This is a genomic window from Ligilactobacillus saerimneri, assembly GCF_036689625.1.
Classification (GTDB): Bacteria; Bacillota; Bacilli; order Lactobacillales; family Lactobacillaceae; genus Ligilactobacillus; species Ligilactobacillus saerimneri.
In genome coordinates this window covers 831,073-854,518 of record NZ_CP144759.1, presented here as the reverse complement: position 1 = coordinate 854,518, position 23,446 = coordinate 831,073, and the positions used below count along the sequence as shown (strand labels likewise).

22 protein-coding genes are annotated in these 23,446 nt (G+C 42.4%); 17 read left to right on the top strand and 5 right to left on the bottom strand.

Features of this window, described 5'->3' with window-relative positions:
- Positions 1-27 precede the first annotated feature (27 nt).
- Genes pstA through phoU form a run of 4 tightly spaced genes read left to right on the top strand, consistent with a single transcriptional unit; the run spans position 28 to position 3,137 of the window.
- The gene (pstA, locus tag V3C97_RS04130) at positions 28-885 is read left to right on the top strand and encodes a phosphate ABC transporter permease PstA (protein ID WP_035162865.1); all 858 of its coding nucleotides are present in this window, start codon (positions 28-30) and stop codon (positions 883-885) included.
- A 3-nt stretch (positions 886-888) separates the two neighbouring features.
- Positions 889-1,671 (top strand): phosphate ABC transporter ATP-binding protein PstB, encoded by a 783-nt coding sequence (gene pstB / locus V3C97_RS04125; protein WP_338433827.1) that lies wholly within the window; start codon positions 889-891, stop codon positions 1,669-1,671.
- Positions 1,672-1,690: 19 nt separating this feature from the next.
- Entirely contained in the window at positions 1,691-2,449 is a 759-nt protein-coding gene (pstB, locus tag V3C97_RS04120) for a phosphate ABC transporter ATP-binding protein PstB (protein WP_338433826.1), read from the top strand.
- A 16-nt stretch (positions 2,450-2,465) separates the two neighbouring features.
- A complete protein-coding gene (gene phoU, locus V3C97_RS04115; protein ID WP_027826512.1) occupies positions 2,466-3,137 on the top strand; it encodes a phosphate signaling complex protein PhoU in 672 nt (223 codons plus the stop codon).
- A gap of 205 nt (positions 3,138-3,342) precedes the next feature.
- Here phoU and V3C97_RS04110 read toward each other — a convergent pair whose 3' ends face one another.
- On the bottom strand, positions 3,343-4,074 hold the full coding sequence (locus V3C97_RS04110) for a winged helix-turn-helix transcriptional regulator (RefSeq protein WP_283146715.1): 732 nt from the start codon (positions 4,072-4,074) through the stop codon (positions 3,343-3,345).
- 190 nt (positions 4,075-4,264) lie between these two features.
- On the opposite strand from V3C97_RS04110, the gene V3C97_RS04105 reads away from it, so the two are divergent.
- Positions 4,265-5,212 carry an alpha/beta hydrolase gene (locus tag V3C97_RS04105; protein WP_338433825.1) on the top strand — a complete coding sequence of 316 codons (948 nt, stop codon included), beginning with the start codon at positions 4,265-4,267 and terminating at the stop codon, positions 5,210-5,212.
- 8 nt (positions 5,213-5,220) lie between these two features.
- The gene (locus V3C97_RS04100; protein ID WP_180848332.1) at positions 5,221-5,844 is read left to right on the top strand and encodes an HAD-IA family hydrolase; all 624 of its coding nucleotides are present in this window, start codon (positions 5,221-5,223) and stop codon (positions 5,842-5,844) included.
- Between the two features lie 72 nt (positions 5,845-5,916).
- Here V3C97_RS04100 and V3C97_RS04095 read toward each other — a convergent pair whose 3' ends face one another.
- Together V3C97_RS04095 and V3C97_RS04090 are read right to left on the bottom strand one after the other, a co-directional pair.
- Positions 5,917-6,408, bottom strand: a complete 492-nt coding sequence (locus V3C97_RS04095; RefSeq protein WP_338433824.1) for a hypothetical protein — start codon at positions 6,406-6,408, stop codon at positions 5,917-5,919.
- Positions 6,409-6,413: 5 nt separating this feature from the next.
- A complete protein-coding gene (locus tag V3C97_RS04090; RefSeq protein WP_278838218.1) occupies positions 6,414-7,265 on the bottom strand; it encodes an N-acetylmuramoyl-L-alanine amidase in 852 nt (283 codons plus the stop codon).
- A 503-nt stretch (positions 7,266-7,768) separates the two neighbouring features.
- Here V3C97_RS04090 and hisS point away from each other — a divergent pair.
- The 4 genes from hisS to V3C97_RS04070 all read left to right on the top strand — a co-directional run bounded on the left by hisS (position 7,769) and on the right by V3C97_RS04070 (position 14,040).
- Positions 7,769-9,061, top strand: coding sequence for a histidine--tRNA ligase (hisS, locus tag V3C97_RS04085; protein WP_338433823.1), 1,293 nt, complete (start codon positions 7,769-7,771; stop codon positions 9,059-9,061).
- 19 nt (positions 9,062-9,080) lie between these two features.
- Positions 9,081-10,847, top strand: a complete 1,767-nt coding sequence (gene aspS, locus V3C97_RS04080) for an aspartate--tRNA ligase (protein ID WP_338433822.1) — start codon at positions 9,081-9,083, stop codon at positions 10,845-10,847.
- Between the two features lie 115 nt (positions 10,848-10,962).
- The gene (lepA, locus tag V3C97_RS04075; protein WP_009554332.1) at positions 10,963-12,798 is read left to right on the top strand and encodes a translation elongation factor 4; all 1,836 of its coding nucleotides are present in this window, start codon (positions 10,963-10,965) and stop codon (positions 12,796-12,798) included.
- 369 nt (positions 12,799-13,167) lie between these two features.
- On the top strand, positions 13,168-14,040 hold the full coding sequence (locus V3C97_RS04070) for a YitT family protein (RefSeq protein ID WP_180848326.1): 873 nt from the start codon (positions 13,168-13,170) through the stop codon (positions 14,038-14,040).
- A gap of 872 nt (positions 14,041-14,912) precedes the next feature.
- On the opposite strand, the gene V3C97_RS04065 is transcribed toward V3C97_RS04070, so the two are convergent.
- Positions 14,913-15,713: a pyruvate, water dikinase regulatory protein gene (locus tag V3C97_RS04065; RefSeq protein WP_338433821.1), complete on the bottom strand. Its 801-nt coding sequence runs from the start codon at positions 15,711-15,713 to the stop codon at positions 14,913-14,915.
- A gap of 257 nt (positions 15,714-15,970) precedes the next feature.
- Between V3C97_RS04065 and V3C97_RS04060 the strand changes: the two genes are divergently transcribed.
- A complete protein-coding gene (locus tag V3C97_RS04060) occupies positions 15,971-16,384 on the top strand; it encodes a hypothetical protein (RefSeq protein WP_338433820.1) in 414 nt (137 codons plus the stop codon).
- A 54-nt stretch (positions 16,385-16,438) separates the two neighbouring features.
- Here V3C97_RS04060 and V3C97_RS04055 read toward each other — a convergent pair whose 3' ends face one another.
- Entirely contained in the window at positions 16,439-17,350 is a 912-nt protein-coding gene (locus V3C97_RS04055; RefSeq protein WP_338433819.1) for a hypothetical protein, read from the bottom strand.
- 468 nt (positions 17,351-17,818) lie between these two features.
- On the opposite strand from V3C97_RS04055, the gene V3C97_RS04050 reads away from it, so the two are divergent.
- From V3C97_RS04050 to V3C97_RS04025, 6 genes are all read left to right on the top strand, one after another.
- Positions 17,819-18,088: a hypothetical protein gene (locus V3C97_RS04050; protein ID WP_338433818.1), complete on the top strand. Its 270-nt coding sequence runs from the start codon at positions 17,819-17,821 to the stop codon at positions 18,086-18,088.
- Between the two features lie 183 nt (positions 18,089-18,271).
- A complete protein-coding gene (gene relB / locus V3C97_RS04045) occupies positions 18,272-18,505 on the top strand; it encodes a type II toxin-antitoxin system RelB family antitoxin (protein WP_338433817.1) in 234 nt (77 codons plus the stop codon).
- Complete coding sequence (locus V3C97_RS04040; RefSeq protein ID WP_338433816.1) at positions 18,502-18,777, top strand: type II toxin-antitoxin system RelE/ParE family toxin; 276 nt, start codon at positions 18,502-18,504, stop codon at positions 18,775-18,777. The genes relB and V3C97_RS04040 overlap by 4 nt, the downstream gene beginning before the upstream one ends.
- 319 nt (positions 18,778-19,096) lie before the next feature.
- A complete protein-coding gene (locus V3C97_RS04035) occupies positions 19,097-20,035 on the top strand; it encodes a site-specific DNA-methyltransferase (protein ID WP_338433815.1) in 939 nt (312 codons plus the stop codon).
- A gap of 89 nt (positions 20,036-20,124) precedes the next feature.
- Positions 20,125-21,048 (top strand): IS30 family transposase, encoded by a 924-nt coding sequence (locus tag V3C97_RS04030; RefSeq protein WP_003709292.1) that lies wholly within the window; start codon positions 20,125-20,127, stop codon positions 21,046-21,048.
- Positions 21,017-23,341, top strand: a complete 2,325-nt coding sequence (locus V3C97_RS04025) for a DEAD/DEAH box helicase family protein (RefSeq protein ID WP_338433814.1) — start codon at positions 21,017-21,019, stop codon at positions 23,339-23,341. The genes V3C97_RS04030 and V3C97_RS04025 overlap by 32 nt, the downstream gene beginning before the upstream one ends.
- Positions 23,342-23,446: the final 105 nt, after the last annotated feature.

Sequence of the window (23,446 nt, the reverse complement as noted above, 5' to 3'; positions counted from 1 at the left end):
AATGCTAAACTACAAAATAAAATAGCTATGATTACTATTTATTGCCTGGTTGGGACTGTTTGTCTTATCCTATTAGGAATTTTGGGCTATATTCTAGGCACTGGTTTACCGCACGTATCATGGCATTTTCTGACGAGTGAGTCATCGTCTTTCCAAGCCCATGGGGGGGTTAGGGATCAATTATTTAATTCGCTCTATCTTTTAGTATTGACGCTCATCATTTCAGTGCCAATTGCACTGGGGGCAGCGATCTATTTGACAGAGTATGCCCGGGATAACTGGCTAACCAACTTATTACGGACGATGATTGAGGTCTTGTCCTCACTTCCGTCAATCGTTGTTGGTTTATTCGGTTACTCATTGTTTGTAATTAAATTCGAGCTGAGTTTCTCAATTTTGGCAGGCGCTTTAACCCTGACTTTTTTCAACCTACCGTTGTTAACGCGCAACATTGAAGAAGCGTTGCGAACGGTTCCTGCAACGCAACGGGAAGCAGGACTGGCCCTCGGTTTGTCTTATTGGAAAACGGTTTACGGTGTCGTTCTTCCCTCGGCCTTACCAGGTATTATTACAGGAATTGTGTTAAGTGCAGGTAGGATATTTGGGGAAGCAGCCGCATTGATCTATACAGCGGGGCAAAGCAATGCGACCGTTAGCTATACCGACTGGAATCCCTTTAGTCCAACGAGCTTTTTGAACGTGATGCGGCCCGCAGAAACTCTGGCCGTGCATATTTGGAAAGTTAATAGTGAAGGGTTAATCCCTGATGCGACGCTTGTCGCTAGTGCGACGGCAGCCATTTTAGTGATTGTTGTCCTGATTTTCAATGTTTCAGCGCGGGCATTAGGCAATTTTATCTATAAAAAGATCACTTCAGCGAGGTAAAACATGGAACAATATCTTACACAAATTGCGCCGGAACAGCGCAGTTTAGAAACTAAAAATTTAAATGTTTATTATGGAGAAACCATCCATAAGCTCCATGATGTGAGCTTGCAGATCCCACAAAATGCGATTACGGCCTTAATCGGGGCGTCAGGTTCAAGTAAATCAACTTTTTTACGCAGCTTGAACCGGATGAACGATAAGGTAGCAAAGGTAACTGGTCAAATAATCTATGCTGGGATTGACATCAACCACAAAGATATCAATGTCTACCAGCTGCGCAAACAGATCGGGATGGTGTTTCAGCGGCCTAATCCCTTTGCCAAGTCGATCTATGACAACATTACCTATGCATTAAAAGCTAACGGGGTTAAAGACTCCGCGGTTTTGGACCAGGCCGTTGAAGACAGTTTGCGGGCCGCTGCTTTGTGGGATGAAGTCAAAGATTCATTGCATAAAAGTGCCTTAGCATTGTCAGGGGGGCAGCAACAACGGCTATGCATTGCCCGAGCTTTAGCGATGAAACCAGATATTTTGTTGCTGGATGAACCGGCTAGTGCCTTAGACCCGGTATCAACTGCTAAGCTGGAGGAGACGTTGAAACAGTTGCGGGATCAGTACACGATGGTAATGGTAACCCATAATATGCAGCAGGCTTCACGGATCAGTGATTATACCGCCTTTTTCCATATGGGAAATATTGTCGAATATGATAGGACCGAAAAAATTTTTACGACCCCACGGGTGACACTGACAGAACAGTACATTAACGGTAGTTTTGGCTAGACAGGAGGGAGGCACAGGGATGAGCGAAGCAATTATTGATGTTAAAGATTTAAAGGTTGCCTACGGAAAAAATGAAGTGCTCCACGGGGTTTCATTAGCCTTTCCTGCTGGTGACTTGGTCGCTCTGGTAGGGCCGTCCGGGTGCGGAAAGTCAACCTTTTTACGGAGTCTTAACCGCATGAACGATGAGGTGGGCAATGTGAATATCCAAGGAACAATTAAGTTTAAGGGTCAAGATATTTATGCTGATGGCAGTGACTTGGTAGCCTTACGCGGTGCAATTGGGATGGTGTTTCAGCAACCAGTTCCTTTTCCATTTTCTATTTATGACAATGTCGCATACGGACTGCGGGTCGCTGGTTACACTGAACGGGAATATCTTGACCAGCGCGTTGAGGAAAGTCTGCGGCAAGCAGCAATCTGGGACGAAGTCAAAGACGACCTCAAAAAGAGTGCACTGGCACTTTCCGGGGGGCAACAACAACGGGTATGTATTGCCCGCCAGTTAGCGGTTCGGCCCCAGGTCATTTTGTTGGATGAACCTACCAGTGCGCTGGACCCAATTTCAAGTAGTGAAATCGAAGAAACTTTACTGACATTAAAGCGCGACTATACTTTGATTATGGTGACCCACAATCTCCAACAGGCAAGTAGAATTTCAGACAGGACAGCTTTTTTTCTTAACGGAAATCTAGTAGAATATGGCAGAACAGAGGAAATGTTTTTACGTCCGCAGCAAGAAGTAACGAGTGAATATTTGAACGGACGGTTTGGATAGGTAAAGGGGTGGCAGAATGCACGCAATTTTTTTAGAAGAGCTTGAAAAGTTGAATAAACGTTTCATTGATCTGGGGTTGCAGGTGAGTGAGCAAATTTATTTAGCAACCAAGAGTTTTATTGATCATGACCGTGATTTAGCTAAACAAGTTATTGAAACGGATCAAAAGATTAATGACCGGCAGATAGCAATCGTTGAAGAATCGTTGAAACTGATTGCACTCCAGCAGCCAGTAGCGACTGATTTTCGTAAAATTATTGCCATTTCTAATGCTAGTACGGACTTGGAACGCTTGAGTGATCACGCTGAAAGTATCGCCCGAGAAACTATCCGGGTAAAGGGTGAACAGCGCATTATTCAGATTGAAACAGAAATCGAAGCGATGGCATTACAAGTCCGCCGGATGTTAGAGCAAGTTTTGGAAGCATACCTACGGGGGGACCAGGACCTGGCACGAGATATTGCCCGCTTGGATACTGAGGTCGACCGGCGTCACCATCAGCTGTACAATTTGATTGTGGGAGCGATGAAGCGCGATGCTAAGACTGTGACGGCGGATACGTCTTATTTAACGGTTATTCGTTTGTTAGAACGGATTGGAGATCACATCATTAATGTAGCTGAATGGGTTATTTATCGCGAAACAGGAAAGATTACAGAATTAGCCTTTAAAGAGGATAGCAAATAAGTGAGCGAGAAATAGCCTTTTTGGCCAAGTTATCTGTGTGCCGTTCATGAATAATAATAAGGCTGGTGAGGAGGCAGAATCTTCTCACCAGCCTTGTTTATTTATAAAGTAGATAACGGGGAAATCAACCACGAGGCTAGCAGCTAAGGCAACTTTGTCCTAGCTTAGCTCAGCGTCTGGTTGCAGAGCCTATTTCCCCGTATTATTAAAGCTTCTTGAGGGGGCCTTCAAAGGAGTAGCCAAAGCCACGGACGGTTTTGATCCAGCGCGGGTGGTCTGGATCAACTTCAATTTTGTCGCGAAGATGGGAGATGTGCATATCGACAATCCGCGAGCTGCCGAGCGTATCATAGCCCCAAACTCCTTGTAGAAGTTGCTCCCGGCTCAAAACCTGATTGTGGTGCTTGATTAAATACCACAAAAGGCGGAATTCTTTAGGGGTTAACCCAATATCAGTTCCATTATGGGTGACCCGGTAATGATCCCGATCAATCAATAAGTGTTCCAAATAATACCCCCGTTTAGGGGTAGTTTCTGCGGTCAGATTCGCAGTGACTAGTTTATCACCTGCAAACCAGAGTTGCTGGAGAAGTTGAGCAAAAATGACGCGGTAGTCTAGGGGTTTGCAAAAATAGCCATTGATCAAGGCTTGTGTGTAAAGTTCATAAGCATGTTCAGGATCGGTTTTCGTTGTAAGGGCAAAGATGGGACGGCGAAAATCTTGGCGTACCTGCTTGATCAAAGCAATATCTTGTTGATAATCCTGCAAAACATCCATATCCCAAAAGATTGCAGTGATTTTTTTCTCTTTTAAAACGGTTGGCACTTCAGCAGGACCCATAACGTTTTGAATAATCCATCCTTCTTCATTGAAAAAAGTATTGAACTCAATGAAGATTTCAAGATTTTTAGTTAGCAAAAGAATCCGGTTGGACATCCTTATCCCTCCTCAGCCAAATTACATATATATTTTAGCAAACCAAATAGATCTTCACCAAGTTCAAAGCGCTTCCTAAATAAACAAATTTATCGGCAACAATAATGCGAAAAAGTCCCTGAACATACTGGCAATTAAGTACATAATCGTATATCGTAAATAGTGAGAAAAGTAGGAAAGAAGGATGCTTATGGACAAAATTTCATTGGAGCCAGCTGTTAGGACATTGTGCAGTGATGAGCGCCGACGCTTTATTCCCACAACAATTGGCATCCGTGCGCTACGTAAACGCCTGCAGATGCAGCAAGAAGGGCCGGTCTACCAGCATCCTGCTTCTTTTACAACTAAAAAGGTAGTGGTGCCAGGAAGAACGGAACCCCTAAATATTCATTTTGTTTATCCTCGGCAGCCTGCAACGGCTCAACTCCCGGTATTATTTTATATCCATGGGGGACAGTTCATCACAGGTGACCTCCAAGTTTACAATAAGTTCATTCGGGAACTGGCAGTAAGAGCACAAGTAATGGTAGTTTTTCCCGAATACAGTTTAGCTCCTGAAGCACAGGCCCCTGATCAGATTAAGCAACTGCAACACGCCTTAGCTGCTTTACCCCAATTCGGGGAGGAATTTAACCTTGATTTAGAGCGGGTGATTATTGGGGCAGATGATGTGGGAGCTAAATTTGCTGCCCAATTAATTGCTGATCCGGGTATAAAGGAAGTTGCGATATACAAAATGGCGTGGCTTTGCCCGGTAACCAATTATAATTTTGACACAGCATCTTATTATGAATTTGCTGGTGGATATGATCTAACCAGGGAACAGATGAAATTTGCCTGGCGCCAATATCTAGGGAAGTTAACGGAGCAGCCACCATTGCGGGAAATGCCACTGCGCTATTCTTCTGAACTCTTAGCGACCTTTCCAGAAACATTGATTATTACCGCTGAAGCTGACGTTGTCCGGGATGAAGGGGAAGCAATGGCCCGCAAGATGCGGGATGCAGGAGTTTCGGTAGCCCAAATCAGGATGCAAGGAACTATTCATAATTTTGTAATATACAATGAACTTGATATTACCAGTTCTTGCCGCTTGGCGATGAATGTTTTGGTTGATTGGATTAAAAAGAGAGGGTGAAAGAACGGATGCAATATCGTGATTATTTCTGGGACTTTGATGGGAATTTGTATAATACATATCCTGTGATGACAACAGCCCTCCACCAAACTTTGGCTACTTGGGGGTTAGATGTTGCAGAGGCTGAATTATACCATGCGATGCGGCGGACATCAGTGGGGCAAACAATCAGATCGTATGCCCAGCAAGTACCAGTAACGGCAACCACAATTAGGCAAAAATATGCCACCATTGAAGCACCACAAATTGGGCAAGCCCGACCATTTCCCTATGTTAGGGAGGTATGCCAAGCGGTAGTCCAGGCTGGTGGTCGTAACTTTTTGTTGACCCACCGTAATCAAGTCGCTAAGCAACTGTTAACCCGGGATCACTTGGTACAGTATTTTACAGACTTTGTAACAGGTGATGATGATTTCCCGCGTAAGCCAGACCCGGCTTCGTTGAATTACTTATGTACTAAGCACAATGTGGACCGCCATGCAGCGGTAATGGTGGGGGATCGGACATTAGATATTGAAGCAGGTCACAATGCTGGTTTAGCAGGAATCTTGTTTGATTTTGATGACCTTATTGCAGACCATACAACTGCAGACCAGGTTATCCACTGCTTCCGGGAATTGTTGGTGAATTAAAAAAGTAAATATTCATGCCATTATAGGGCAAAAAAGCCGGGTTAAATCCTTTGATTTAGCCCGGCTTTCATATTATTTTCTCTTAGCTAGTGTGCTCGCTTGCTTAATATTTTTCGGGTTGGCTGCAACAGTTGAATAGGGACCGGCAGCAATCAGGCGACCGTGGTCGTGCGTCAAAGCAAAGACATAGGTCTTATTAACGAGTGGAAATTGGTCGTTATGATAAAGATAGACACTCCCAGTTTGGGGATTGCGACCACCTTTTTTAGCAATAGTTAAGCTCTGTGGTAGTTTAGTGGCAGTGAGGTTTTGCTTAACCCGTAAGCGAAAAACAGTGGTTGGAATGCCTTTGGAGGTGGTGGTTTTAACTTGTTGTTTGACCTGGGCGACTAGCAAAACATCAGCGTGCTGAAACTTGCTTTGCTGATTTATTTTAGGACTACTTAGGTACTTGGTTTGCGGACGGCTACGCGTATAGATTGTCATCCCAGTGATCACTACCAGCAAAACTAATGCACCGATTAAACCATATAAGAAATAGCGTTGCTTTTTACGTGTATCCATTATTCCTACTCCTGTTCAAAAAATTTGGCGATTCCAGTGGTCATTTCTGTTGTAACTTGGTCTTGGTAGGTAGTTGACCTGATTTTTTTGAAATCTTTTTTAGTATTGATATAACCCAATTCATTGAGAACGGCAGGGACGGTATTGTCCCGAATTACTAGGTAGTCTCCAAATTCAACCCCTTTATTATCTAACCCGTGGGGGTTGAGACTACTATTAATATCTTTGGCTAAACGATAAGAAGCTCCTTGGTGATAATAATAAGTAGTAAAACCTGATCCTTGGTTTTCGTCTGGCGAAGAATCAAAGTGGAAGCTGATGAAGGCATCGGCATGGACTTGTTCAGCTAAAGCAGGGCGGGCGGCCAAGCCAACAAAAGAGTCATTCTTACGGGTCATATAAACCTTGGCTCCCTGGGCTTCGAGTTTATCAGCCAGTTTTTGCGCAAAAATCAGAGTATATTTTTTTTCTTGCTTACCACTGATCGAGAGGGCCCCTGAATCGCTACCACCGTGCCCAGCGTCGATTACAATAGTGGCTTGAGAAAGCTTAGTGACGGGGTTAGGGTGTGAAAAATACCAATCAGCAATCCAGCCTGTTTTATGGTCAGGTGTTCGGACCTGTTTCCAGTGATATTTGCTCCGGATAACCGCTACCCGGGCGTTAGGTTGGAGGGAAGTGATTTTTTTGTATTCAATCCCTGGACCAGAGCGCACATTAACTGCCTGGGTTACTACTTGCTTATGGGTATAAAGATATGTTCTTCCCCCTACAACCACGAGGAGGATTACGATGATTCCCCAAAGAACTTTGAGATGGTTGGGGATAGCCTTATCAAAATGACGCGCGTGTTTCATTATCAATCAGCCTCTAAAATCAAATTCTAATAAATATTGTAACAAAGTTAAGCCGGCAAACTCTAGCTATTATTATACGCGGTCTTAAATGCTATATAAAAAACAATTAAAACGGACGGCACACTTTTTAGGGTTCAAGAAGAGCTTGCCGGTTACCAGGTAAGTCAGTGCGAATGAACTCAAAACTTTTGCGGAAATTCATAGGTGTGGCTTGACTTTGCAATATGAGCAAAGTATTCTTAAATAAAGAATATTGAACCGGAAATGAGAGATGAGTAGGTGACTGAAAGCCTTTAGCGAGTGAACGTTGGTGGGAGGTTCATGGTGGTAGGTCATTGAAGACACTTTCTAGGTGCATACTTGTTGAAAGTATGCCGTCAGCGACGTTACCCTGAAGAAAAAAGTTAAGGTGGTACCGTGCAGTTTGCGCCCTTGCTGGTCGTTTTGAGACTAGTGAGGGCTTTTTTATTCCGGCGTTAAAGCATAAGGAGGAACTGGTTATTATGAAGAGATATCAACGACCTAAGGGAACAGCCGACATTGTCCCTGGGGAATCCGAAAAATGGCAATATGTTGAAGCCAAAGCCCGGGAGGTGTTTGCCCACTACCGTTATCATGAAATTCGCACACCTATTTTTGAAAATTATGACGTGTTTGCGCGGACATCTGGGGATACATCTGACATTGTTACCAAGGAAATGTATGATTTCCACGATAAAGGTGACCGCCACGTTGCCCTGCGTCCGGAAGGAACTGCCGGTGTTGTTCGGGCTTTCATCGAAAATAAATTCTTTGGTCCAGAAGTACCGAAGCCATTCAAGGTGTTTTACATGGGACCAATGTTTCGCTATGAACGGCCCCAGTCCGGCCGGATGCGCCAATTTCATCAAATTGGGGTTGAAGCATTTGGGTCTGATGCCCCAGCTTTGGATGTTGAAGTTATTGCAATGGCAGTTGATTACCTCAAACAGTTAGGTTTAACTGACCTCAAAGTGACGATCAACAGTTTGGGTGATGCTGAATCGCGGGCAGCTTACCGGCAAGCTTTGTTAGATTATTTAGAACCATTAGCTGAACAATTAAGTCCAGATTCACAGACGCGGTTACACAAAAACCCCTTGCGGATTTTGGATAGCAAGGATGATCAAGACCAAGACATCATTGCCCATGCCCCGTCAATTCTTGACTACCTCACACCGGCTGCAACTGAACACTTGACAGTTGTTAAGCAGTTATTGGACCAACTGGGAATCGAATATGTAGTTGATTCTGAGATGGTCCGGGGGTTGGACTACTACAACCACACTATTTTTGAAATCATGAGTAACTCGCAAGCCTTTGGTGGCAAGTGGACAACTGTTTGTGCCGGGGGTCGTTACAGTGGCTTAGTAGCGGAACTAGGCGGTCCTGATATTGCTGGAGTTGGCTTCGGTTTAGGGGTTGAACGGTTGTTATTGGTATTAGAAGCAGAAGACAAGCAGTTAACTGCGCCAGATCCATTAGATGCTTATGTTGTTGGTATTGGCAACAGCACTGAAGTCAACACTGCGTCATTGGTTGTAGTGCAAGCACTACGGCAGCAAGGATACAATGCTGAACGGGATTATTTGAACAAAAAGCCTAAGGCCCAGTTTAAAACCGCTAATAAACTAGGGGCCCGTTATACTGTAACTATTGGCGAAGCCGAATTAGCTAACCACCAGGTGAACGTTAAAGATATGGTTGCCAACCAAGAAATCACTGTGCCATTGGCTACCATCACAAACGATTTTAAGAGTATTAGTGCCAAGTTTTAGTTGAAGAAGGAGAAGTGTTATGAAACGAACAACATACTGTGGCTTAGTCGATGAGTCATATATTGGTCAAGAAGTAACCCTCAAGGGTTGGGTGCAAAAACGACGGAGCTTGGGGAACCTGATTTTCGTTGACTTGCGGGACATTGATGGAATTGTCCAACTAGTATTTAGCCAGGAATTTGGGCCTGATGCACTTGCAGTTGCTGAAAAATTGCGGAGTGAATATGTGATTGAAGCCCACGGTCGGGTAGTAGCCCGAGCTGAAGGGGCGATCAACCCGGATATGAAGACAGGGAAGGTTGAAGTTGAAGTTACTGCTGTCACTGTATTGAATGAAGCTAAGGTAACACCATTTAACATTCAAGATGATATTGATGCTTCTGATGACCTGCGGTTGAAATACCGTTACTTAGATTTACGGCGGCCAGAAATGCAAAGGGGATTATTGATTCGGAACCGGATCACCCAGGCGGTTCACAGTTACTTGGATGAAAATCACTTTATTGATATTGAAACCCCGAACTTGACCCGGTCTACGCCAGAAGGGGCGCGGGATTATTTGGTGCCATCGCGGGTATATCCAGGAACATTCTATGCCTTACCTCAATCACCACAGTTGTTTAAGCAACTGCTGATGGGAGCAGGGTTTGACCGGTATTATCAAATTGCTCGTTGTTTCCGGGATGAAGACTTGCGGGGGGACCGGCAACCAGAATTCACTCAGATCGATATGGAAACTTCCTTCATGGACCAAGATGAAATTATGGAAATGACGGAAGGTTTATTGAAGCGGGTCATGAAAGAAGCAGTTGACTATGATTTAGCTGATCCAATTCCGCGGATTACTTGGGATGAAGCTATGGACCGCTTTGGTTCAGATAAACCAGATATCCGGTTTGGCATGGAGCTCAAGGATGTTGCAGCTGCCGTTCAAGGTGCTGGTTTCCGAGTCTTTGATGCCACATTAGATAATGGTGGTCAGGTCAAAGCGATTGCGGTTCCTGGTGGTGCTGACCACTACTCCCGTAAGAAGATTGAAGAAAAGCAAGAATACATCAAGCGGTTTGGGGCTAAGGGCCTAGCCTGGATGAAAGTTACTGCCGACGGTTTCTCCGGTCCAATCGCTAAGTTCTTTGCTGATGACCGGGTAGCTGTAATCAAAGAGGCTACTGGTGCCCAAGTTGGTGACTTGTTATTATTTGTTGCTGACAGTCGCAAAGTGGTTGCGGATGCACTGGGGTATTTGCGGACAAGCATTGCCAAGGAATTGGGCATGATTGATGAATCAAAGTTTGCTTTTGTTTGGGTAGTAGATTGGCCATTGTTTGAATACAGTGAAGACTTCCAACGTTATATTGCTGCCCACCACCCATTCACTATGCCAAATGAAGAAGATATCCCACTGTTGGCTACGGATCCGCACAAGTGCCATGCCCAAAGTTACGATATCGTATTGAATGGGTATGAACTGGGAGGCGGTTCAATCCGTATCCATAAGCGTGAGATCCAAGAAGCAATGTTCAAGGCTTTAGGTTTCACTAAGGAAAAAGCTGCTGACCGCTTTGGTTGGTTTATGGACGCATTGGACTATGGCTTCCCTCCGCATGGTGGTTTGGCTATCGGCTTGGATCGGTTTGCGATGCTGTTGTCCCATAAGGAAAATATTCGGGAAGTAATTGCCTTCCCTAAGAATTCCAAGGCAACTGAACCATTGACCCATGCGCCAAGTGAAGTTGATCCTAAGCAATTAGACGAATTGCACATCGCTACAGTTGAACAAGACTAAAAGATAAAAGTCGGCTGCGAGCCGGCTTTTTCTATATCATTATGGGGATAGTTGCTAGCAAATTAGCACCATATTATAATAGAGAATAGAATTTATGAGAAAGTAGGAATTCTGGATGGATTTAAAAGAAATGCAGGATCGCCAGCAACATACACGTAATTTTTCGATAGTGGCACACATTGATCACGGTAAATCAACGCTTGCCGATCGAATTTTGGAACTAACTGATACTGTTTCAAAACGGGAAATGAAAAACCAATTATTGGATTCGATGGACCTGGAACGGGAACGGGGAATCACGATCAAGCTCAACGCCGTGGAACTGCACTATCAAGCCAAAGATGGAGAAACGTATATTTTCCACTTGATTGATACTCCCGGTCACGTCGATTTCACGTATGAAGTATCCCGGTCACTAGCAGCGTGTGAAGGGGCTGTATTGGTAGTTGATGCTGCGCAAGGGGTTGAAGCTCAAACTTTGGCCAATGTGTACTTGGCATTGGATGATGATTTGGAAATCTTACCGGTTATCAACAAGATTGACCTGCCTTCAGCCCAACCAGAGGTCGTCAAGCAAGAAATCGAAGACGTGATTGGCCTCGATGGGGATGACGCTGTTTGCACCAGTGCGAAGACAGGAATGGGGGTCGATGAATTACTTGAAAAAATCGTCCAAGAAGTCCCAGCTCCAAGTGGGGACCTTGAAGCGCCCCTAAAAGCGTTGATCTTTGATTCGATCTATGATGATTACCGCGGTGTGGTTCTCAGTGTCCGGGTCGTTGATGGGACAGTTAAGGCCGGCGATCGGATTAAGTTGATGAACAGTGGGGCAGAATACGAAGTAACTGAAGTTGGGGTGAACTCACCTAAGCCACTGAAACGGGACATCTTGATTGCAGGGGATGTTGGTTATATCACTGCTAGTATCAAGGATATCCAAGATACCCGGGTGGGGGATACGGTTACTAATGCGGACCACCCAACAGATAAGCCGTTAGCTGGCTACCGCGAAATGAACCCTATGGTATATGCTGGGCTGTACCCAACTGACAACGCTAAATACAATGATTTACGGGAAGCATTGGAGAAATTACAGTTAAACGATGCGGCCTTAGAATTTGAACCGGAAACTTCTCAGGCCCTAGGCTTTGGGTTCCGGTGCGGATTCTTGGGGTTGTTGCATATGGATGTGATCCAGGAACGTTTGGAAAGAGAATTCAACATGGATTTGATTACCACTGCTCCTTCGGTAACCTACGATGTTGAACTAACCAACGGTGAGCATAAACAAGTATCGAATCCATCAGAAATGCCTGAAGTTTCCGCTATTAGGGAGATTAATGAACCGGTTGTGAAGGCAACTATTATGGTGCCGAACGATTATGTAGGGCCAGTTATGGAACTGTGCCAGCGTAAGCGGGGTGTTTTCGATACGATGGAATATTTAGATGACTCCCGGGTCAATGTGATCTATCATATTCCATTGTCAGAAATTATTTTTGATTTCTTTGATAAGTTGAAGTCTGGAACCCGGGGATATGCTTCGCTGGACTACGAATTGGATGGCTATCGGCCAAGCGATCTGGTCAAGATCGACATTCTGCTCAATTCCGACAAAGTGGATGCTTTGAGTTTTATTTCTCACCGGCAATTTGCCCAGGAACGGGCTCGGGTGATCACACGGAAGCTCAAGGATATTATTCCGCGGCAAAACTTTGAAATTCCAATCCAAGCAGCGATTGGAGCCAAGATTATTTCACGAACTAATATCAAGGCTTACCGGAAGGATGTTACTGCACGGATCCATACTGGGGATCCTGACCGGCGGGCCAAGCTTTTAGATAAGCAAAAACGGGGGAAGAAGCGGATGAAGGCTGTAGGGACTGTTGAAGTGCCACAGGCGGCCTTTATGGCGGTTCTCAAGACAGACGAAGAAATTGAAGGCCGTTAGTTTGTGATGAACTAACGGAAAGTAAGTGGAAAATAATTTGTAGCCAGCCGTTGCACTAAGCACGGATGATAGTTGCGCAAAATGCGACGGTCTTTGCTCGTATTTAGACTAGATTTTTAGTTATTTTCCCTGTTATCTGTGAAACATTATTAGTCAATAAAGATCGAAGCTGGTGCAAAGACGCTGTTTTTTCACCGGCTTTTTGTATAGCTTCGGACCATAATAGAACTTGAAGCTGGGGCTAAATTAGCAATTCGATTAGAAAAAAATTTAGATTTAAAGTGAACGGGGAATTGCACTTTTATAATTGTTGGTTCCATGTTAGAATAACGGAATTAAAAGGAATTATCGGTTTAAGGAGATATACAAATGGATGAACTCCAGAAGATTTGGAAAAGACACCAGCTGGTTGCACGCGCTTCGACAGCCTTTATTTATGGGATTTTAGTGGCAATTGCCATGAACTTTTTTTGGGATCCAGGGAAGATTTATTCTTCAGGGATCACAGGGTTGGCGCAGCTGATTGCAACATTAACCGCCCATACCCCGATTCACCTCTCAGCAGCCCTGATGTTGTTTGTATTGAATGTTCCTCTTTTTGTCCTATCATGGCGGGCAATTGGCCACCGGTTTACGTTCTTTACTATTTTGGCAGTTGTGTTCTCAAGTATTATGATCAAAACGATTCATCCGGTTACCCTGACCAATGACCCGATCATTTGTGCGATCTTTGGTGGGGCGGTAAACGGCTTTGGGACCGGGACTTGTCTCAAGAATGGGATCTCGACTGGGGGATTGGATATTTTAGGTTTGACCCTACGGAAGCGAACGGGAAAAAGTATTGGGACCATTAATATCATTTTTAATGCTTTCATCGTTTTATCAGCTGGGGCAATGTACGGCTGGCCGCACGCCTTTTATTCGGCTATTGGTTTGATCGTCAACGCCAAGGTAATTGACATGGTTTATACCCAGCAACAAAAGATGCAGGTAATGATTGTCACGACACGGCCCAACAGTGTGATTGACTGTATTCAAAACCATATTCGGCGTGGAATTACCATTGTTCATGGTGCTGAAGGGGCATACCGGCATGACAAGAAGACAATCCTGTTTACGGTTGTTTCACGGTATGAACAATATGAATTAAAAAAGGCAATGCAAGAGTCTGATCCGCATGCCTTTGTAAGTATTGCTGAAAATGTCCATATTATGGGACATTTCTATGAACCGGAACCATAGGAGTACATAGTTTTTGCCTCCCGGTATTTTAGGCTCAGCAATAAAAGCCCAGTACGATAATTTATAAAAAATTAGCAAGGAAGTGTCCTACAAATATTAGTTAGGCTAATGTTTGTAGGGCATTTTTTGTGTGGTGAAAATATTCGGATTAAAGGCATGGCCTGCATGTGGTGCCGTGGTCTGGAAGGTACCGACCATATGCTGGATGATATAATTGGGATAGAAAAATTAAAAAGAAAATAGCTGATAATAATATTATTTAAACTACCAGATAAATGTTTCATATCGTATAATCTCAACGATTATAAACTGATTCAATGCACCCCTAAATAGGAGGAAAACCATGTTTGGCTTGACTAATGATGAATTAGAATTTTTAAAAAATGCAGTAATAATATAAAAACACTAATAGATAACAAAAATCTTGACGAGTTACAAACTGAGATAGCCTGGTACTTAACAAGCGAAGACTGCATGTATTATGATGAAGATGGAGAAAACTGGTACACTAAAAAAGGTAAATATGTTCAAGATCTATATGATAAAATAATTGATTGGAAATATGATATAAAAAATTAATTACAACAATGTTTTGGCATTCAATCAAAGTTAATTTGGTTGAATGCTATTTTTATACTCCATCAATACGGTCGGAAAATTTCACTTTGGGCAACAAACACACGGTAAATAGTAAAATATGTGTTTGTTTCAAAGGATGAACATTGATTTAACAAGGTTTTGTCTTTGCACCAATATATAAATATGTCGTGTGCGGGCGGAAAAACGAGCATCGCATAAAATTTACAAAGCCAATTTTTGAAAGAAAAAACCACGCAAAGATGCGTGGCAACAATTCTCCTCCCCAAATAGTATTAGTTATCGCCTTCACCGAGCGATTCTAAAATGAGGGTAGCAGTTTCTTCGATTGATTTTTGAGCAGTATTGATCACTAAGCAGCCCAGTTTACGATAAAGCTGGTTAGCATTATTAAGTTCATCACGGACCTGTGCCATGCTGGAGTAGTTGGAGTCTGGATCCAAACCGTAAGCAATCATCCGTTCGCGCCGGTATTTGTTGAGCACTTCAGGGGTGGTGGTTAAACCAATAATTTTGGCTGGATCAACCCGGTAAATTTCATCAGGAATGCGGGTTTTAGGTACCAGGGGTAAGTTAGCGACCTTATAGCCAAGGTTAGCCAGGTACAAAGATAACGGGGTCTTGGAAGTCCGTGACACCCCCAGCAAGACGATATCGGCTTTGAGGAAACCAGATGGGTCCTTACCGTCATCGTATTCGACAGCGAACTCCATTGCTTTGATCTTGTCGAAATACTTACTGTTCATGTTGTGGTTGATCCCTGCTTCTTCGATTGGCTCATGCTTAGTCACTTCGGAAAGAGTATTGATCAGGTTAACCATGGCATCGATGTGGGGCATATTGTGGTCTTCACAGAACTTTTGGGCAAACTCGGCCAATTGGGAGTTGGCAAAAGTATAAACAATAACGGCTTGTTCCCGTTCACCTTTTTTCAAGATCCCTTGGAGCAATGACTCTGTACGTGTCAGTGGGTAGCGTTCGATTTTGAACTCATCATTTGGAAATTGCACAACAGCAGCCTGCACCAATCCGTTACCAGTTACCCCGAGTGAGTCGGAGATAATATAAATTTTCATAGCGGATTCCCCCTAGAAATATATTGATGGATAATCCAACTAACCCTGCTAGGTTATATGGATTGAGCGTTTTATATCAGTTATGATATGAAAACGATTTTACAATTTAATAATACCATTCGCACCCTAAAAAGAAAAAAGGTAAATTATTGGTGATGACACCTGTGCGTTCCTGCTGTACAATATGACCAATAATTTGGTGCGAGGTGAGATAAATGCGGAGCATAGGTATTCTTTGGCGGTGGAGTTGTTATTGGATGACGGGGACTTGGGCCTTGGTAATTATTTTCCTGTATCAAGGATGGTTACGGCTAGATCCATGGCAGTATGTGTTTACTCCGGTTCAGTTTTACCTGGGAGTTAACTGGCTCTTGTTACCATTTTTCCGTTACCGCCATCCAGGGTGGTTTATTGCCCCTGCGGATGATTTCAAATCCAATAAGACCCGGGCCCTGGAGAATTATCACCGTGACTTAGCACAGCATGCGACCCATAAAAAGTGGTCCGTCAACGGAACCAACATCAACCCGTATGAGTACACTTCGCCGTATACGATGGCATATGACAATTCGCTAGCTTGGACATATAGTCTAGCTAAAGCTTTAGTGGTGAGTGGTTTCTTTCTTGTCCTAAGCCCCGTGTTTTATCTACGGGGATATTTAAAAAAGTAAATAAAAAATCGAGGCTGGTGAGAAAGCAGAGCTTTCTTCCAGCCTCATTTGGTATTAAGGTAGAAAAACGATTTGGGCAGGCGCAAAGTAAGTCATGAACTGCTGCTGATCAGCTGGGCCAAGCTGCTGGGGTTGGATCGCCAGTTGGTTTAAGATGTTGGGGCTTGTTTGCTGGCGAAAGTCCCAGTCGGGCTGGGTAGCTACCTGGACTAGATTAGCAGTTGGTTCAGCGGTGTTCGCAGGTGCAACAAAAGAGTGGGCCTGGTAGTAAGCAATAACCGGTGCGAGTTGGGGCTGCCAGGTAACATTAAAGTGATGTTGCTGAGCGGTTTTGGCTAGTTGCAGGAGTTGGTCAATCTTCCAGGGATTGATCGCAAAGGTTGTGGTGGTTGTAGTGGCTGCTAACAGTTTGGTAAGGTGCTTTTGCCAGCCCCGATAGGTCATCAGGGGTGTTGGCTCATTACTAAACATGGATTGCCCTAGGAGCAGGTAACTGATGTTGCTGGCTTTTAACCATTTCTTCCATTTTTTGATGCGCTTATTATGGATTCCTCCCTGATCAAAACGGAAACAATAGCCAATTTTTTGCTGGTCAGGTCCGGTTAATAAGAGCACAAGGGCCCCGTAGAGTCCGTCTTCATTGGCCTTGGCTGTGATGGCCCACCCATCATGATAGAGAGGATAGGTGTAGGGGATGATTTTTAGGTGGTGCTTGAGTGGGGGCAGGAGGTCGGTGGCGGCTAGTTTTTGGAGGAGGGTAAACAACTCTTGGGAAACATACAGGGGACAAGGCAAGGGTTGGGGATCAAAGAGCACACTATCAATTGTTAAACTAGTGATGATGATCAACTTGGCTTGGGAACAGTCATCGCCTCGTTGGGGATCAAGAATGATTTGCCCAGTCGGAGTGGTGATGGTGGTCCCTTGCGGGGTGGAAAAAATATCAGGAGTGATTGTTTGTTTCATAAGTAAAACCTCGAAAAAATAATTTACTTCTAGTCTACCAAAAATAATTAGGATCGACCTGGAAAAACTAGTAACTACTATGACGATACTGAAAGTGGTGGTCAAGGTAATGCTACGCTGTTAACTGTTTCTTTTTAATGGAACACATGCTGACGAAATCCGCCAGAACGCTAAGGACGTCAAAGACGCCCAAGGTAAGGTTGATTCCTGAGAGCAAACGATATGGATACTTTGCTTCTATGCAACTGACATATTTATTTATAATGATTCTTATTCCATTTGTGGGTGTGTTGTTTACTATCTACAAATGAAAATGGAAAGACTCAATCTTAGTGAGGCGATAGAGGCTAGTGCAATGATGAGATTAGCAAAAGACAGATACAAGTATTTGTTAATGGGTGGAGCGCTACCAACAATCGTAGTTACTGTGGTGACAGTATTTTACACTCAATACTAACAAGAGAAATATTGGTTTTACGGGTTAATAAGAATGAATTAGGCATTACGCCTTTCAACTTATTAGCCATGTTAAATAGTAAAGCTGTAAGAAAACAGTTAAATAATCTGATTCTAATGGATACAACACTACCAAATATTGGTGATAGATGGAAAGATATTAACCTTGATATATCGGATCCATTAAAATTGCAATACTTAGATGAACAAGTGAAAAATATGTACCAAAAAAGAAAAATGTTTTGGTCTGAGTATGCTAATATTTTTGGAATAAACGGGTAATCGGTTGCAAAAAAAGAAAACTGTGACTACACAACCGTTACCGAGGTGCCACCTGGTCGACACGAGAAAGATCAAATCTCAGAAATGAGGGGTCTGTTTTTTATTGCTTTGATTCTCATAATTAAGACTTCATTTGCGTTCTTATATGTTATAATATAACTATAATATTTAGGAGGGATTAAAATGGCACTGGCAACCAAATCAACTACTATTCGCTTTGATAGAAGTGTTCTGGAACTCATTCATAAACAAGCAAAATTAGATGGGGTAACTTCAACAGACTTTATGCGTCAAGCTGTATTGGAAAAGCTTGAAGATAGTTTAGATTATCAAGATGCGGTTAAAAATATCCGTAATTCTGGTGGGAAAACAATATCTCGTGATGAGATTAAGCGCCAGTTAGGATTATCAAAATGAAATATACATGGTCTTTTGATTCAAAAGCCTTAAAAGAGTTCAAAAAGAACCTTGATAAGCCTGTACAGGTAAAAATTATTAAATGGCTTGATTCGCATATTGAGGGGTCAAATAATCCTCGGGTATGGGGTAAAGCCTTGGAAGGTGAATTAGGAACACTTTGGCGTTATCGTGTGGGTAGTTATCGCATAATTGCTGATATTCAAGATGATATTTTTACAGTTGTTGTTGTAAAAGCAGGTAAAAGAAATGATGTTTATAAGCGACGGTAAGTTAGCCGTAAAAGCTGGAAAGATATAAAAATCTTATACAAAAACGGCCTTGAGTCCTTGTGAAGATAGTATATAGTTTGGAGGATAGATTAATGGTACAGCACAGCACAGCACAGCACAGCACAGCACAGCACAGCACAGCACAGCACAGCACAGCACAGCACAGCACAGCACAGCACAGCACAGCACAGCACAGCACAGCACAGCACACTTTGATTATTTAGGTCAAAGTGTATTTGTCAAGTCTTTTTTGAGGAATCTACTACCAAAAAGGGATAGTGGATTCCTTTTTTATGTCATCAGAAGGGTGGTGGCATAAATGGCAGTGGAAGCAAAGATTATTGACCATATTCGTACCGTTTTAGAAGCATTTGGTACCACGTATCTCACCGAAAACGGGGAGCTAAAGAAAAATAAGCTGACTAATGATTTAGATAAATACAATAAAGAGCTAATGATGGCTTTGTTGGCTGATGAATTTATCCGTAAAACCTATACTGAAAAAATTGCTGACGTAGAGGTCTTTAAGGTTAATCAGTTTGTGGAAATGTTGGAATATAAGTCTTATTGGGAAGATAGCTATACCAAGTATTCCAATAAGATTGGCTTAACAGCAGGAGGGAAGTTCATTGATGAAGCCACGGACGTGGTTTTGGACTTTCCATATAAAGACACAGTATTAAAAGCTGGTATGACCAAGGAAGATTTAGATAAGACGGACGATGCAGACGAACCGTTTCTAAATGAAATCTTAGCCAAAGCCGAAATTGATGAACTCTTAGAACCTAAAGTCTTGGTCAATGCTAAGCGGTATGACGTAAATGGAGTGGCTGATGCCACTAGCATTAATGATACGGACAACTTAATTATCAAGGGGAATAACCTACTAGCCTTACATAGCTTAAAGGAGCGGTATGCAGGGAAAGTGAAGTTGATTTATTTAGATCCGCCATATAATACTGGATCAGATTCATTTGAATATAACGACAGATTCAACCATGCCACGTGGTTATCATTTATGAAAAGTAGATTAGAGATTGCAAGATATTTGTTAGCTGACGATGGATTGATTTTTATTCATTTAGACTATAATGAAGATGCGTATGCAAAAATATTGTTGGATAATATTTTTAGTAGGGAATCTTATGTAAGTACGATTTCTGTTAAATCAAATTCTTTATCCGGTAATAAAACACAACATAAAAATAGAACAATTTTAAAAAATAAGGATTCAATAATTGTATTTGGCAGATTGTAAAATTTAAGTTGAACATTTTAGTGGACAGAAAAACCCATAAAGGTCTTTAATGGTGTCGTTACAACATTCCATTAGAAAGAAGGACCTTTATGGGCACCACTATCTTATCATTTTCAGACCGCATTGTCATCGAAACGCTTCGTCATGAAAAGCGATCTCTTCGATATATCGCTGATTACCTGGGCTTTAGTAAGACTACTATCTTTAATGAAATTCACCGGTTAAAGGGTGAATACCATGCGACTAGTGCGCAAGCCGACCACGAAACTAAACTTAGTTATCGTGGTCGTAAATGCTCATTAACGGCTAACCTCAAGCGACTAATCGAAGACAAGATCAAGATTCAGAAATGGTCAATTGAACAAGTAGCCCATGTGGTTAGGATCGCCTACAAGACTATCTATAACTGGGTCGATCAAGGACTTCTAGATATTCGGATGACTGATTTACCTGACCATGGTATTCGTCGTAAGCGTGCTAAAGAAACCCGTGGGACTTTCAGTCATGGTCGTTCGATTGAAGATCGTCCAGCTGAAGCTTCTGATCGTAATATTGCAGGCCATTTTGAAGCTGATACAGTTTTATCTGGCAAGCGCAAAGGTCAAGCAGTAGCCACGTTTGTCGAACGCAAGAGTCGCCTTACTATCGTTAAACGGCTTGGTGGACGAGATAGCACTTCAATGACTAAGGCTATCCTTGAGTTAGCTAATCAATTAGGAACTAATCTCAAGACACTGACGGTTGATCACGGGAAAGAGTTCGCCAACTACCAATCAATTGAGAAAAATACCGGCGTGCCGTTGTACTTTGCCCATGCTTATTCTCCGCATGAACGTGGTAGTAATGAGAATCGTAATCGAGTGTTACGGCGATTTATTCCTAAGGGTCAGCCAATTGAAGAGATTAGTGATGATGAATTGATTCAGATTAACTGGTATCTGAATTCACGGCCACTCAAATGTTTGAACTGGCGAACTCCAATTGAGATCTTTTTGCTTAATCTGCGTCATTAAATTTGTTCAAGTTATTTATTGCAATCTACCAAAGTATAATTCGCCAAAGTATTTATTCAATGATCCAGTCACTATTGATGGACGGCGAATTACAGTGCAGGCGGTCAATCGTTTCCCAACTATGCCCGAAAAGGATAGCATTTATCTGAAACTAACAACCATTCAAGCTTTAGCGAATGAGCTGGGGAGTTTACGGGAAAATGGGTTAACGTATACGGAACTGGAAAAAGACAAGTTGGTAATTTTAGCCGATGAAGCTCATCATTTCAATGCTTCAACTAAGTCGCAAAAAGTGGAAGAAAAATCATGGGAAATCTTACTGAATAAAATTCGTTCTGCTAATCCGGATAACCGCCAGTTTGAGTTTACGGCAACTATTGATATTGACAAAGAATTAGTATATGAAAAATACAAGGATAAGATTGTCTACAAATATGATTTAAATCGCTTCATGAGTGATGGATATTCTAAAAATGTTTACCGATTAGAGGCGCAAAACGAAGACAGCGTTAAAATGTTGAACGCTGTTTTGCTCAGTCAGTATCGAAAACGAATGGCACAGCGAGTAGGGATTGAGGATTTCAAGCCTGTGATTTTGTTCAAGTCTAATCGAGTGAATAGCTCTAATCAGGCTAAAGAGGATTTTCTTACTTTGATTGATAGCCTTGATGTCGATAAATTAAGTGAGTTTCTAGGGAAACAAAGCAGAGTAAACCATAGTGTGACTCTGAAAAGAATATATGCTTACTGGGAAAAACAAGATTTAGCGCAGACGATTGTGGAGTTAAAGCGTGATTTTAATGCTATGACCACCATTAACGTCAATGACACCACTAAAGAAGGAATTTTAGGGGACGAAAAGGGGTACAATATTCTCAATACCCTTGAAAATATTAACAATCCTTTACGGACAATCTTTGCAGTGGCAAAGTTAACGGAAGGCTGGGACGTCTTGAACCTATATGACATCGTTCGCATTGGAGAACAACCAACAACCATTAAACAAACAAATAGTGAAGCACAATTAATTGGGCGTGGAGCACGGTACAATCCGTTTAAGTATCAAGGCAAAAGAAAATATACCAGACGGTTTGATCATGATGATCCGGACATGAAATTATTGGAGTCCCTTTATTACCATACGATTAATGACGTGAAGTATATTAACAACTTGGTAAAGTCATTTAATAAGATGAACCTGGTGTCCGAAAGTGATAACGAAAATGATTTTAGTGTTTATACGGCTACGGTCAAACCAAGCTTCAAGAAGTCAAAAGCGTATCAGGTAGGAAAGCTGTATCACAATGAACTAGAAGATGTCCCATTAGGTGAATATGATAGCTTGAAGAGTTACGGGATTGATAATCATATTATAAAAATTAACATGAACGATAGCATTGTTGAACACCGTAATGATGAAGGCGGATCGGGGCAAGATCAAGCCAGTCGGGAAGTTATTGTAGCAGATTTCACTAAGCAGACTGATTTACGGTTGCTGAAAAAAGCGATGGCAAGAGAACCATTCTTTAGATTTGCTAACTTGTCCCAGTGGGTGCCGACTTTAAAATCACTCGAACAATTCCGTACTGATGAAAAGTGGTTAGGTAGTACTCGCATTGTTGCGGTGGTGCCATATTATCAGCAGGTAGATGAACAACAAAGTCCTCTTTTTAGATTGAGAGTAGTAGATCAAGCTCTTCAGAAGATTAAAAAGGCACTCAAGAATAATTTTGCTCGTAAACGGGGAACTAATCGTTTTGTGGGCATTCCTTTAAAAGATGTGATTGTTGACTATCAAAAACGGGTTTCTAATAACCTTACGGGTTTGCAGGCAATTGTTCGTCCTGAAGCAATGGCTAATGATGATTGGTTTGTCTATGACCAGGCGATTGTTGATCGGTTGGAGAAGAGTTTAATTGATATGTTGTGCAATGTGATTGACGAACTAAAAGCCAAATACCATGAAGTGTTTTTATTGCGCAATGAAGAAACAATGAGTTTGTTTAAACTTTATGATTTCAACACCACACTAGCGCATTACGAAGCCTTTATGCCTGATTTTGTACTCTACTTAGATGGAGGGGAAGTGATTTATCAGCTTTTTATTGAGCCAAAGGGTGAGCAATTGCTTGCAAGAGATGCCTGGAAGGAGAAGTTACTGGAAAAAATCACTCCAGAAAATATTGAATTAATGGGCGAAAACCAAGATGTTCGTTTGTACGGAATCAAGTTTTTCAAAGACGGCAAGGGTTACGAGGTTGAAAACGAAATTAGAAATAAATTGTTAGATTAGATAAAAAAGAAACACCACTCAGGAATGGGTGGTGTTTTTTGTGGCGAAAAATTGTCGAAAGAGCACCTCAAGTTATGGTTAAGAAAATAATGAAGCTCGAGGTGT